At 57.5% G+C, this 13,144-nt stretch carries 15 protein-coding genes; all 15 read right to left on the reverse strand.

Translation table 11 applies throughout. From position 1 onward, the window contains the following. Positions 1–9: 9 nt before the first annotated feature. The 15 genes from EQV97_RS22150 to EQV97_RS22220 all read right to left on the reverse strand — a co-directional run bounded on the left by EQV97_RS22150 (position 10) and on the right by EQV97_RS22220 (position 12,989). Positions 10–3,270: a phage tail tape measure protein gene (locus tag EQV97_RS22150; protein WP_240890007.1), complete on the reverse strand. Its 3,261-nt coding sequence runs from the start codon at positions 3,268–3,270 to the stop codon at positions 10–12. Positions 3,271–3,362: 92 nt separating this feature from the next. Next, positions 3,363–3,788, reverse strand: coding sequence for a hypothetical protein (locus EQV97_RS22155; protein WP_240890008.1), 426 nt, complete (start codon positions 3,786–3,788; stop codon positions 3,363–3,365). An 81-nt stretch (positions 3,789–3,869) separates the two neighbouring features. Beyond that, positions 3,870–4,001, reverse strand: a complete 132-nt coding sequence (locus EQV97_RS29010) for a hypothetical protein (protein WP_346769740.1) — start codon at positions 3,999–4,001, stop codon at positions 3,870–3,872. A 113-nt stretch (positions 4,002–4,114) separates the two neighbouring features. Continuing rightward, positions 4,115–4,444: a hypothetical protein gene (locus EQV97_RS22165; protein ID WP_240890009.1), complete on the reverse strand. Its 330-nt coding sequence runs from the start codon at positions 4,442–4,444 to the stop codon at positions 4,115–4,117. 39 nt (positions 4,445–4,483) lie between these two features. Next, a complete protein-coding gene (locus EQV97_RS22170; RefSeq protein WP_240890010.1) occupies positions 4,484–4,972 on the reverse strand; it encodes a phage tail protein in 489 nt (162 codons plus the stop codon). Positions 4,973–5,027: 55 nt separating this feature from the next. Continuing rightward, entirely contained in the window at positions 5,028–5,414 is a 387-nt protein-coding gene (locus EQV97_RS22175; protein ID WP_122838267.1) for a DUF3168 domain-containing protein, read from the reverse strand. Then, on the reverse strand, positions 5,407–5,982 hold the full coding sequence (locus EQV97_RS22180) for an HK97-gp10 family putative phage morphogenesis protein (RefSeq protein WP_240890011.1): 576 nt from the start codon (positions 5,980–5,982) through the stop codon (positions 5,407–5,409). The genes EQV97_RS22175 and EQV97_RS22180 overlap by 8 nt, the downstream gene beginning before the upstream one ends. A 3-nt stretch (positions 5,983–5,985) precedes the next feature. Beyond that, positions 5,986–6,153: a hypothetical protein gene (locus EQV97_RS22185; protein WP_205892910.1), complete on the reverse strand. Its 168-nt coding sequence runs from the start codon at positions 6,151–6,153 to the stop codon at positions 5,986–5,988. Between the two features lie 9 nt (positions 6,154–6,162). After that, a complete protein-coding gene (locus EQV97_RS22190) occupies positions 6,163–6,495 on the reverse strand; it encodes a head-tail adaptor protein (RefSeq protein WP_205892909.1) in 333 nt (110 codons plus the stop codon). Next, the gene (locus EQV97_RS22195; protein WP_240890102.1) at positions 6,495–6,836 is read right to left on the reverse strand and encodes a head-tail connector protein; all 342 of its coding nucleotides are present in this window, start codon (positions 6,834–6,836) and stop codon (positions 6,495–6,497) included. Before EQV97_RS22195 ends, EQV97_RS22190 begins: the two co-directional genes overlap by 1 nt. 382 nt (positions 6,837–7,218) lie before the next feature. Continuing rightward, positions 7,219–8,415, reverse strand: a complete 1,197-nt coding sequence (locus EQV97_RS22200) for a phage major capsid protein (protein WP_240890012.1) — start codon at positions 8,413–8,415, stop codon at positions 7,219–7,221. A gap of 71 nt (positions 8,416–8,486) precedes the next feature. Beyond that, positions 8,487–9,350, reverse strand: coding sequence for a head maturation protease, ClpP-related (locus tag EQV97_RS22205; RefSeq protein WP_240890013.1), 864 nt, complete (start codon positions 9,348–9,350; stop codon positions 8,487–8,489). A 3-nt stretch (positions 9,351–9,353) separates the two neighbouring features. Beyond that, complete coding sequence (locus EQV97_RS22210; RefSeq protein ID WP_240890014.1) at positions 9,354–10,655, reverse strand: phage portal protein; 1,302 nt, start codon at positions 10,653–10,655, stop codon at positions 9,354–9,356. A gap of 150 nt (positions 10,656–10,805) precedes the next feature. After that, the gene (locus EQV97_RS22215; RefSeq protein WP_240890015.1) at positions 10,806–12,494 is read right to left on the reverse strand and encodes a terminase large subunit; all 1,689 of its coding nucleotides are present in this window, start codon (positions 12,492–12,494) and stop codon (positions 10,806–10,808) included. Beyond that, a complete protein-coding gene (locus EQV97_RS22220; RefSeq protein WP_240890016.1) occupies positions 12,495–12,989 on the reverse strand; it encodes a terminase small subunit in 495 nt (164 codons plus the stop codon). Between the last annotated feature and the right edge of the window lie 155 nt (positions 12,990–13,144).

The raw sequence follows: 13,144 nt of genomic DNA on the forward strand, positions 1-13,144 counted from the left end.
TACAGCCGGTTATCGGCGCTTGATTAATTGAAGTGCTGGGCCGTTCTGCTTGAGGTCTTTCAGCATCAGTTGGTAGCCGCCTTCAGCGCCGCGACGAGCTGCGTCCTGGATCTGCGCCAGGGTCGACTCATCAGCATTGCCCTTCACCGTGATGTATTGGGTGATCCCGCCGACGGTGGTGGTGGACGCACTTTCATTACCGGCAGCACCTCCCGCTGAACCGCCCACCGCTCGAACACCCAGCGATCCGTCAGCGGCCCGGGTGAGCGGCATGATTGCCTCGGGTCCGGCCTCCGCAAAGATGCCCGCGCCCTTTGCAAAGGCAAAGGTCTGCGGGGTGTTGTAAACACCGCCCGAATAGGACGAGAGACTGGCCGAGCTGTACACACCGCCCTTAGCATTCGCGACCATTGCGCCTTCGCTGAATCCGGTCATCGTGCCCTGCCCCAGCGCCTGGCTGCCGCCGGACATAAAGCCGAAGGCGCTGCTGAGAAAACCGGCAGCGGCCTGCCTGACCTGGATGCGGATCAGGTCCTCGATGATCGAGTCGGCCATGTCCTTGAAGGACAGCTTCCCGGTTTTCACGAAATTGACGATGCCATCTTCCAGGTTGCCGAACGCGTTAGAGAACAGCTCCTGCGTCTGGCCCGCGACGTCTGCAGCCTGGTCCACGTAGTTCTGCAGAGCGTTCGACGCGCCATTGGCCCAGTTGGATTGCGCTACATCCACCTGGCTGTAATAGCTCTGCTGAGCCGACAAGCGCTTGCCGAGCTCGTCCTGCAGAACTTTGGTCTCGCTGGCATAGAGCTCCGGCGAGATCTGCCCGGTGTTGCGCTGCTCGTTCAAGGCGGCCAGGTCGGCCGCATACTTCTGCCGAAGCGCCAGATCGGCGCGAATACGATCACGGGCTTTATCGCCCAGGCCGATACCAGCCAGCTCTTGATCGAATCCATCCTGTGAGGTTTGCGTGCCAGTGCGTTGTGCCGCTTTGAAGGCGGTCAACTTCAGGTCGTCTTCGTTGGCCTTCTTGATCTTGTTTAACGCGTCCAGCTCAGCAGCCATGCCCAGCAGACGTGTCTTCTGCGCCTCGGACAATTTGCCCAGCTTGCCTTCCTGGAGCTCGAAGGAAAGTTTGGCGACCTCGGACGCGTCTTTTTGCTTGTCGCCTGTGGTGTTGATCAGTTCGATCTGGCGTTTGTAGCCCTCCTCCGTAGTTTGGAAGGATTTGAGCTGCTGCTTCGCGGCAGATTCTGATTCGCTTGTGTGCTTCTTAGACGCTTTAGCCGCGGCATCATCGGACGCCTTCTGAGCATCCTTGGCGGCAGCGGCCGAACGAATGGCGACAATCATGCCTTCCGTGAGCAGCGTATTCTCAGCTATGAACCGGTTAGCCGCCGCGAGCGCTGTCTTGTCTTGGGCTGCGCCAAGCTGTTTCTGCAACTGCTCCAGATATTTCTGGCCAACGCCTGCGGCAGTAGCTTTGGCGGCAGCGTTCTCCAACTGGGCGCGGGTGTTTTCATCGGTCTGGCCAGTAAGCGCAGCCAGGGCGGCTTTAAGTTGGGCGACCTGTTCGGCATTCTCTGCCGCAGCGCCTCCACTTTTCTCCAGCGCGTCTGCCATTTCAGCAGTCACACCAGGGACAACGCGTACCTGGTCCGCTACCGATTTCCAGTCGACAACCATACCAGCGGACTGGTCGGCAGAGGCCTTGTTGATGACATCCATCGCAGACTGGAACTCAGCCGGCAGCGGCGCAATGCCGCCCATGAAGCCGGAGGCGCCTGCCAATCCTGCATTGGTCAGACTGCTTTGGAACTCAAACGCAATCGAACCGGCAGCCGTCGATAGATCCTTCTCAGCATCCTCGATGGAAGCCTTTAGTTCGCGAAGGGTGACCGATTGGGTGGCTCGATTGAGTTTGTTGAATGGGTCGACCAATTTGTCGATGGGATCGCTAAGGTCGCCCAGCTTCTTTTCGAGAACACTAGTGTTGTCGCGCAGAGTGAGGAACGCAGCAGCAGCGCCAATGGCGAGAGCTGCGATACCTATAGGGCCGCCGAGCAGCCCCATGATGACGCCACCGGCCCGACCCAGGCCGGCCTGGGCAGCGGCGACCGCGTTTGTTGCCCGCGCTTCGACCATTCGCGCTTCGGCAAGCTGGATCGACATTTGTGTCTGCACAGCCGTGCCGCGTGCTGCGGCCACTTCTTTTTCAGCCAGGAACACCGATGTTTGAGCTTTCTTTTGCTCTGCCTCTGCGGCGAGGAGAATGGCTGCAGCTTGGGCTTTGCGAGCCGCCGCATCTTGAAATGCCGAATAGATGGCCACGCCAGCGGAATCAGCGGCGCTCACGCCGTACTTGGTCAGAGCAGCGATGGCCGCAACGATCGCGATATCCGCTAACGTTCCGAAATTGTCGCCGAGCGCACCGATGCTCCCTGCCAAGACGCCGGTGAAATCGGTAGTCTCATTTAACCTACCGAGATACACAGTGAAGGCATTCGAGAGGTTTTGCACTGCGTCGCGCACTGCAACGCTCATGCTGTCCGCCAATATACCGTTGGCCTCAGCAGTCTTTTGCAACCCCTCAGTGAGCACGCCCAAACCGAGTTGGCCTTGTGCGCCGAGACTTCGGATCTCCTCCGCTGTCTTCCCGGTCGATTTTGCGATGGTGTCCACAACCGTCGGCATCGCTGCAAGTATCGACTGCCAACCATCAGCCTCGACTTTTCCGGTTTGCAGCGCCTTGGAGTAGGCATCGATCGCCGAGCTGGCCTTGTCGGCTGAAGCAGAGTTGGTCACCAGCAAAAAGCTGAAGCTGTCCATCACGTCCAGGGCCTGACCGGTGTCGTATCCCATCGACTTCAGGCTGTCAGAGGTGCGGATGTATAACTCTTGTGCTTCGCTTAGCGGTCGATAGGTGCGCTTGGCAGTGTCCAACAGACGCTGTTGGACCAGGTCGTATTCACCCACGCTGCTCGTGGCCATGCCGATCCGGTCAGACATCTGGCCGTAGGAATCCGCCGCCTCGACGATCTTGCTGATTGAAGCAATCCCGATCGCCCCAGCCAGCGCGCTCTTGATGAAACCGGTAGCTCCTTGCGCGCTTTCTCCGGCTCGATCGAACGCCTCATCAATACCTGCCAAGCTCTTATCAATTTTGCCCGATGCTTGGGCAACACTGGAGTCAGCCCGAGCCATTTCCTGCCGCAGTTGTGCGGTAGTTGCCTCAATCCTGACCAGCATTCCCTGAACGTCTGTGTCAGCCATTGCTTTCTCCGGGCGTAAAAAAACTCGCCGAAGCGAGTTGTTTTTTTGTTGAGCCTTCAGGGCAGCAGCTAATACTGCTGCCCCTCTTCAGACTATTGCTTCGTGTATTTAAAAGGAGAAGGAGTGGTGAGCAGCGGTTCAGGCTTGTCCCACATACCCCGGTAACCTCGAACCTGATAGGAGAGGCCCGGCTTGAGCTCCAGCAGCAGGCCGCTCAAGTCACCACCAGCGCACATGGCGTTGTTCTTGATACTGAGCTGCGCCGGACCCGGCGCGTGATAGAGCTTCACACTTTCCCCATGACTAGTCTTTGCTGCAAGTTGACCATCAAGGTAAACAGACATCCCCGCTCCAAAACAGCTCATTGCCCCCGCATCCTGGGTGAACACGATCCTCGCGTCGTCGGGATTTTTTTGACGGCTGAACGCGTAAACATCTGATTGAGCTACTTGTTTTGCGCGATCCGCAGACACTTGAGTGGTCTCACATCCCGAAATCACGAACGCCAAAACCGTCACGCATATCACTCTCAGCACTTTCAACCCTCCCTGTAGATGGCGGCAATCTATCATCACATCGGGGACAGCAAAAAGACTAAATTATGCCTGCCGCCCCGTCAGAACCTGCCGCAGCTTTTCTGCAACGGTCGACGGTTTCGGCTTCTCCTTCGATCCGGACGGCTTGCCGCCAAAAGGATTCGTCATCTGCGCCCATTCGATTCTGGCGTCCATGGCCAGAAACAACTCAGGGAGCGGCGTACGCCAAGCTACCTCAGGCGACCAGCCCAGCCAGCCCGTGGCCACGGCATACAACCGATCAACATAGCTACCGTCCTCGACAGCGCTTACTCCTTCCCCGCTTCGTTCTTTCCCGACTCTTTCCCTCGCGGGTTATAGAGCGCGACCAAGTAAGCATTGAGTTGGACGGACACATCGAGCACACCGGACTGCCAAACTTGTTCGGCAAGCGCTTCACCCTCCTTGCCCGACAAGCCTGCACCCGCTGCAATTATGCGCGCGCACCCATCAACACTCAGAGCGCTCACTACTTGAGAGGCACCTCGCAGTCCGCCGAAGTGCGCCTCGATTGCACGAACGGCGCCCAAGGTAGGCACCATCATGTAAACGTCATCGCCCACGGTGACCTCAATGGTGCCGTGAAGAGTTTTACTCATGGGTCAAGTCCTTAAAGGCTGGGGCCGAAGCCCCGCCAGTTACGTTGGAAGGATTTCAAGAATGTCGGAGTTGATGCCGATGGTGACGTTACGGCGAACCACGTTATCGGCGGCGCCGGGGGCGACGGTGTTGTTCATCACCTTGCCGCGCATGTAAAAGGTGGTCGGCAGAACGGCCGGGGACGCATCAGGATCGCCGTCATTCAGGGTGACCTTGATGTTGTAGTCGCCTTTGCTGCGGTCCTTGTGAGCCACTTTCAGTTTGGCCTGGCCCAGGTCGCCGTTGTCCAGGCCCACGGTCAGGGTCAGGTCGCCCGCATCCGCAGTACCCTTGTACTTGCGCACTCGACCGTCGCGAAGGGAGGTGAAGTTCACCGCGCTGAAGGTGTCACCGAACTCACCGAGGTCTTCGATCTCGCCCACTTCGACATAGGTATCAGCTTTGTACAGCGCTTCGGTGTCTGCGCCGTTCTTACTGCCGATCGAGAATCGGCAGCCGGCGGCTGTGTTGAGGTTGTCATCGGCCATGGGGAGTCCTCCAAAGGCGCATTGGATAAAGCCGCAGGGCGGCCGGGTGTAGGGTTTAGTGGGTGGTGATTACGCGGACCGTGATTGAGCCCTGGTAAGTGACGCCGTCAGCATCGCGCTGGGCATCGGCTTGTTCGACCCGGACGGATACAGCGCGACCTACAGAAAGAGGCAGCCGGCGTTCGTCTAGGGCGGCAACAACCTCACCGTTGATGCGCTTCACCTCAGCCTGGCCGTGGGCATCAGACCAAACCGACATATAGAGCATGCGAGTCTCGCGCTTACGGCCAGAGATGGGTCGGGCGTTCACCGAGACTTCACGATCAATCGAGATGTAAGGCATCGGCGTGTCCATCGGCGCGCCGTCGTAAACAGGACACGAGACCTCGGCTTCCAGTCGCGCCACCAACGCTTCTTGAAGTGCAAGAGACGGATCAGCCATCGGTAATTCCCTTGCTTGCTTTGCTCAAAGTCCTGGCCACAGCGGCGCGGATATTGGCCAGAACGAACTCTCGATTCACGGCCATCGCCGGTCGAAGCCATGGATGCGCAGGTCGAGCCGGGATATCAGGATAGTTACCGTAGAAGTGGCCACCATCACTTTTGTTCTTAGTGGGCCGCTCGTTCAGGGCATTGCGCCGCCCTTTCAGTTGCGACTTGTCCCGGTTATTGGTGTGTTGTCCACCCACTGCGTTGGCATCAGCACGTCGATAAAGCGCACCGTTGTAACCCTTGGTACCGTACTCGAGAAAGCGTAAATAGAAGAACCGGCGCATGTCCCTTTTACCGCGAATACCGATTTGTGCATCCAAGCCGCTTTTGGAAACGAACGTCTTTAGAGCACCTGCAGCGGCCCCGGTGTCCCTCGGTACCAACTGCCGCATGGTTGCCAAAATCTGGTCCGCAGACTCCTGCATCACTGGGACCAACTCGTTATCCATGGTCTGGTGAATGTTGCGCAGCGTCCGCCGCAACTTAAAGTCGCCAGACATGCGCGAGCGGCGAGCCATGGCTTACTCCTTGACCGCCTCGGTCTTTTTCGTTCCAGGCAACTCCACGACTTCACGAACAAGACCGTGTTTGACCAGGTCGGTGCCTGTCTTGGCGTCGACGGTGAATTCCTCACCTTTGGCTTTTTCGCCAATGGCACCCGACAGGTTGCCTAATGCGATTACTTTCATTGCTCACCTCTATGAATTAGGGACGTTTGAACAAAGCAGTCGAAACATCGACCGTGCGTTGTCGGGCAAAACTGCTTCGATGAGATAGGTCACGCTGAGCCCGTTGGCTACATGCACTAGACGCATGCCAGCGATCACATCAGCGCGAGGCCGAATGCGAATTTCAGCTGAGACGACTGCCTTCAGCTGTTCTGCTATAGGCGCGATGCGCCCGGTGGGCAGAGAAATATCAGCCCATGTTTTGCCAATGTCCGACCAGGTGACGTCGAAGCCGGCCGATGGGTTTTTAACGCGCACTGGCCTCTGCATGATGCAACGATGACGCAATGATCCGGCTCTCATTAAACCCCCCAGCCAACACGATATGGCGTCAACAACGAGCGGGAGCCCATGGGCAATTCAGAAGAAATTGTCCCGACGACCACATCCTCCCGATTCGCGTAGAGACTGCCCGCGATCAGCAGGCAGGCGGCGCGAATGGAAGGATTAATGACTATCGGCTTGCTGCCAGCGGAGCCATCCGCCAATGCAGCAGCGAGCGAAACTTCATCAGCATAAAATCGCCGGTTTAGAAACTGCGCTGCGCTGTCTTCGGCCGCGGCCAAGAACAGCTCGACACTGTCACGATCGTCGTCCTCAGCCCGCAGGTGCTGCATCGCTTCCTCTGTCGAGATTGCGTTCATATCAAGCCTTTGGGTCGGTCTCAGTCGCCAGCCCCTTTGCAATAAGCAAAAGCGCTTCGTGTTTAGGTGAGTCATACCCTGCACCACCAGCCTGACGAATTTCTTTGCCATCCAGGTAACTTCGAATTGGATAGATAACCATCCGATTGCCGGGACTGTCGTCAGTGTCAGCCTCTGATGCTGGAGAGCTGAGCGTTGGCCCATCAACGCTCGTCGCGTCCTGATCGAGTTCGGAAGAAGTAGTGCTGCCCCTTCCATCGGGACCACTAGTGCCATCGGGGACGGGCGTTGATGCTGTTTTTGCTTGAGTCACGCGAGCCATTTTTGTGTCTCCAAAAAAGTAAGAGCCGCTTTTAGGCGGCTCTACATGAAGTCGTGAGAATTAAGGCGCGGCAATCAAAGGGCCAGTGACGAATGCTTCTGGTCGATACACCGCAAACGCCAGGCGCTCCTCAGCGCGGATGGTGACCATGTTGTTCTCGAAATCTTTGTCGTTCTCGGTCGAGACGAGCACTTCAATGCCCATGCGATCAAAGATTTGCGCAGCGAGGCTGAATGCACCCGTGAGGAATTGGTTTTGGACAATCGCCTGTGTTTCAACCACGGGCAGATTCCAAAGCCGCGGCGAAGTGCCCTCTTGTGGCTTGCCGATGATGTAACGATTTTCGCCGTCTTTGAGCAGTTCGATCGCGGCCCAGTCAATCGGGTTAAGCACGATGCCAGTGGATGGAAATTCAGCCAGCGTTGCCTGGAGCAACGCCAGTCGAATGCGATCGATGCGTTGCTCTGCTTCGACGATGATGCCGGCCGGCGAAACATATGCTTGAGCCTGCGGGATGATGCCGTGCAGGTTGTTCCCGGTTCCGTTGCCGTAAAGCAGCTGCGCTTCTTCAGCGAGCAGCAACCCGTAACGCGCCCGGGCATCGATGTAGCTTTGCAAAGCGGCAGCATCATCGAGGATCTGGCGGCTACCTTTGAACAGGTGCGCGATCGTGCGAACGTTGGCGTTTTCCAAGCCGAAGGTCAGTTCACTGTAAGGCTTGGCCAGGCCCTCACCAACAATCGCGGCATTGTTGGTAAAGCCCGTCTCGCGAACGTATTCCACCGCGTTGGAACCTGTGGTGCCGGGGGCAACCAAATCGCGAATGGTCAGTCGACGCTGCGGTGCGAGAATCACACCCAGGCGTTCAGCGGGTACCAGTGCTCCACCCGATGCAGGGGCAGAGGTCAGCGCTGCACGAGGGACCTCGACCCGGCGAGATCCACGGAACGAGCTGCTAACCCCCTCTTCCTGCATCTTGGCCGACACCAACTGACCGGCCGATTGCTGAATTTCTGGATCATGCTGCTTGCCGGCATTGACCAGCTTCTGTTCGGCCTCCTGTACCCGGGCCTGCAGCTCGCCTTGCTTGAGCAGGAGCTCGTCCACCTTGCCGCGGGTTTCAGCCTGCATTTCACCGGAGGCCTTGATTTCCTTCTCGGTGCGCTCGGCATAGGTTTTGATCTGATCGCCAACGGCTTTCAGATCGGCCTGGGTTTGCTTTTGAGAAGCTTCGATTTGGGAAAGATCTACTGGCATGGTTTTGCTTCCTTCAGAAATGAAAAAACCGCCACTTGGGCGGTTACTGATCGGGTTGCTAATTCAGTCGTCTAGCGAATGGGAATGAGGTTCCGTAATGCAGACGCCTGGGTTGCGGTTTCTTCAAACGCGGATACATCAAGGACAGCGCAAGGCATACCCGGCACGACAGCGCGAGGCGTGTCGCCGCCGGCAGCGCTAGGCGTACCGGTCTTGATTTCGGAAAGCAGTTTGCGTCTTTCAGTGCGGGGCATGCCGGACTTTGCGAGGGCCGCATCCAGACGGCGGGCAGAATGCGCTTGGCTCTGCTCCTGATCGGCGGCTTCCTTCACCTCATCGGCGGAAATAAGCCCGGTTGCGAAACCTTTGTCCATGGCAGTGGCGCCGCCCATGTAGGTTTCAGCGTCCAGCATCGCTTCAACGGTTTTCTCATCCTGACCGCTCGTGTCCGCATACAGGCCGATCATCGCGCGGTCGAACTCTTCCATTGTGTCGGCCAGCTCACGGATCGCGTGTCGATTCCCGGCAAAATAGGTCCAGCAGTTGTGGATCATCAGGAAGGCTGTTTTGGCCACCTCACGCTTTTCGCCGGCCATCGCAATAACTGACGCCGCCGAGGCGGCCAGGCCCAACACCTTAGTGGTGACCTCTTGAGAGTGTTCCCGCAAACGGTTGTAGATCGCGATGCCTTCAAACATGTCCCCACCGGGCGAGTTGATGTACACGGTGACGGGCTTGTCGCCGATGGCACGTAGTGCCGCGTCCACCCGCTTAACTGTCACGCCCTCGCCCCACCAATCCTCACCGATGATCCCGTACATGGTGATGGTGTCCGTTCCGGTTTCCATGGCAGCGCGGATATCCGGATTCCACATCTCGAGCGCACGAGGGCTCAGCTCACAGCGGAAGCCGCTGGCTTTGATATTCAGCGCCATTGCTTACTCCTGTTTCTGGCCGAGCCAGTTTTTCAACGCAGCCTGCGCAGCCTGCCCGTCGGTTGTTTGCCCCAATTGATCAATCGGGGTGAGATTGGTTTGTACGGTGAGCACGGCAGCGTTGCCACCCTTGCGGGGAAGGTTCTCTTTAACGCGGCAATCGTCCCGGGTATAGATACCGTTCTGCACCATGGTGCTGTACAGCGCAGCCCGGGCCGCACTGTCCGCTTTGAGAAACGCTTCCAGGGAGTACTCCGCGTAAAAAGTGCGGCGCTCAACCGCAGTCAAAAGACGCTTGTTCACACACTGCTGTATCTGATTGGTGATCGAGCTGATGCTAAAGGTGAGGAAAGCGATCATTTGCTGCTCGAGGCCCGTGCCCCAGTTGCTACCGGCATCGGTTTTGCCGACCATCCAAGGAGGAACCCCAAACCAGCGACAGACCTCCTCAATGCTGTAACCCCGGGACTCCAATAATTGCGCATCAACCGGATTAATCCCGATCGACTCTGGAGTAATGCCCTGCTCCAGCACAGGCGAACGACCGGCATTTAGCGCGCCCGAGACCTGCTTTACGTAATCACGGAATTCTTCGCGCTGCTCAGGCTTAAGTACCCGGTCGACCTTGAAAGCTACCGCAGGAAGAAGGCCGTTTTTGAAGGTGCCGTTAGCAGCGTCATCTGCCGACATCGCAGCGCCGAACACATCCGCACCGTAGCGGATGGCTGATAGCCCAACTCGACCATCCAGACTGAAGGCCGGGATGTGCAGCATGTTTTCGCGATCGATTTTACGTCTGGCGCCTTTTCTCGGACGAAACCAATACTCCACACGGCCATCAGCATCAACCTCGAGGTCGACCCTTGATGGCAAGAGGAAATCCAATGCAACGATCCGCCCTCCAATACGCATGATCTCGGCGAAAGCATTGCCACGCAGCAACATGGCAGAGACCATCGCCTGCCAGAACTGAAAGGCGGTCATGTCTTCGTTGGGACTGGTGTGGATGACGTCGTAGATTGGAAAATCACGCGCATCGCTCCTGCCGCCGTCCAACTCTCGTCGGTAAACGCCAAGGGGCAATCCTGCCACCGAGGTAGAGATGATTCGCACGCAGGACCAGACCGCCGACAGTTTCATGGCGTTATCGACGTTCACCGTTTTTCCGGAACTGGACTGACCACCCAGGAACTGCCCCCAGAATCCGCCGTCGCTCAGTTTTATCGATTTTCCAAACCACTCTCCCACGGAAGCACTGGGCTTTCGGGCTGCACGGCCGATTACGGCCGATAAGGATCTATTCACCGGTCAGCCCCCTACGCACAAAGCCCGCGATGAGAAACAACGCGCCGGCGCCGGCCAGCAAAGACCAGCCAAGGCCTGCCAGAATGTAGACGGCTGCAACCGCTAGACCGAAGCCGCACAAAGCGGTCAATACGAAGACGTGTAATGGTTTCATACGATGATCGGATTCCGAATGGCAGCCATGAAGTCATCATTACCCCGGCCTTCAGGGTTAAGAGAAATCAGGGTCACTGCGTTGAATAGGGCCATCAAGGGATCGATCTTGGCCGAGCCGCTGGCTTGTTTGGTGATCAGGATGGAGTTCGCGCGCGGCTCGACTTTCGCGTTGCTGACGCACCAGGCCATCATGGGTTGTCCGCCGTGCTTCATACCGCCTTCAGCCAACTTGCGTTCGGCGGTCTTGATTGCCCCGCCCAGCTTCCAGCCTTGGCTAATGGCCACAATTTTTTCCGGTGGAATCTCGCGCTCGATCATCGCGTCGTAAATCGCGCCAATTCCGACTGGATCGACACCGACTTTGTCCAGCAAACCCGACGCTTCGACCTGCTCAACCAAGTCGGCCACCTCAAGCACGTCATCGCCAATTCGCTTCGACAAGGTCAGATCGCCGTCTTTCTCAAAATCATGGAAGCGCGGAGCTTCTGCTTTTCTTCGCTCCAGCACGGAGGGATGTGCCCAGGCATGGGTCCACACCAACCAGTCACGGGTTCGTTTGTCGCGTCCAACGGCGGCAAAACCCAGCAAGTCGTCCAGACCACCGCCGTCGATCCCAATGTCGATAACGTCGCATCGGGTAATCAGATCATCGAGAGTGAGTTTCTTCTCTGCTGCAGCGACCCAGTAATCGGCACCGGCCCAACGATCCGAGCGCAATGCGAGTCCAATCTCGACGTTGAGATGCTTTGACATAAAGCCAAGCACCTCAGCCTCGCCCGCCTCCTCCGCTTTTTTCATTTCTCGAATCAGGAATTTCTCGCTGACTGAGTACCCCATGTTCGGGTTGGTGATGTAGAAGTTCTCTGGCTTCCGGTGATCATCGGCATTAAGGATTTTCTGGGGAAACTCGTAAATCACCGGCAGGAAATTAGGATCGATGATCGTGCCGTCACGAACGCCCCTAGCGTATTGCAGCTTTTCCCGAAACACACCCGCAGGTGGCTGGTCGGACTGCGTCGTCAGGTAGATGACGAAACCTTCGGGACGAGACGCTAGCCCGCCGGTGGCTTCGCGCAGCATGTTGGCTGCGTGCGGGTTTTTGCCGAACAGGTGCAATTCATCGACTAGGACGACCGCCGCCTTCTTGCCACCGACTGTGTTCTGATCCGCTGCGACTACCTTCAAAGTGGCGCCGGACTCGCGATGCGTAATGGTTCGCACGTGATCCTGCACATGCAGGAGTGCCGAGAGCTCTTCGTCGTGCTTGACCATATCGCGTGCCGGCGCGTACGCGTTGTTCGCGACCTCTATCGTCGGCGCCAAAATGATGAACTCGGCTGATTGGCGCCAGTTGCGGATCAGGACGGTCAGCATGATCGCCGCGGCAATGGTGCTTTTTGCGTTCTTCTTACTGATGAGGAGGAAGAACTCCTGGATCAGCCGTTCTCCGGTATCGGAGTTGTAAGCCCCGAAAATCGCGCCGGCCAGATCACTGATCCATGGTGCACAGGATTCGCCAATCAGCGGGCTACCAGGTGCGTCGACAATCCGCAGGTCGTTCAAGACCTGCATGCACGCCGCTGCTTCGTCCGGAAACAAAGGCGGGAACGGCACCAACGATTGCCGGTTGATGATCCGCGATTCCCAGTCTGGGCACGCAGTGTCCCAGGTGGGTTCGTTCACTTACTTCACCGATCTCAAATGTGTAGGGGGTGGAGGCGCGGCGCCGAATTTGCCTTTGCCGGCTTTCTTTGCGGCGTCTTCCTTTTCTTCCTTCTTTCCGCCCTCGCCTTTACGCGGATGAATGAACGGCATTAGTGCCTTGGCGGCATCGACCCGGAGCTTCGCGTCGGCGTCGTAGTCATTCATGGTCGCGATCAAAAATGCTTTGGGGTCGGTAAATGTCATCGCCTTGGAAAAGTCGAAAGCCGCTGCGTCATCGCTCTCGCCGACGTCCTGAGGTGGGAGATTCGCGTTCGCGGCTCGGGCCACCCCGTTAACATTTTTGTTAATGGACGAAGCTGCCAGTGCAGCGATTACATTCGGGTGTTTCGCCAATCGTGAACCGGCTACAGAAGCGCTGGAGGCCGCGTATCCTGCGGCAATGGCTGCATCTTTATTGGACGCACCTCCCCTCACAGCGTCGACAAAAGCACGCTGCTTGGTTGTTAACGCCATTAACAAAAAACCTGTGTGAGGGAAAAAATCTGTCCGTGCGGTCGGGGGCGGTGTCCTATGCAAAACCTTCCACGGTTTCGACCCGCCCCGGGGTACTGGAGTGCCACAGACGCCAGTCGATACCGATTCTCATTTGACCGACGAAATCGCTGAAC

The organism is Pseudomonas sp. TMW22090 (assembly GCF_022496665.1).
Taxonomy (GTDB): domain Bacteria; phylum Pseudomonadota; class Gammaproteobacteria; order Pseudomonadales; family Pseudomonadaceae; genus Aquipseudomonas; species Aquipseudomonas gregormendelii.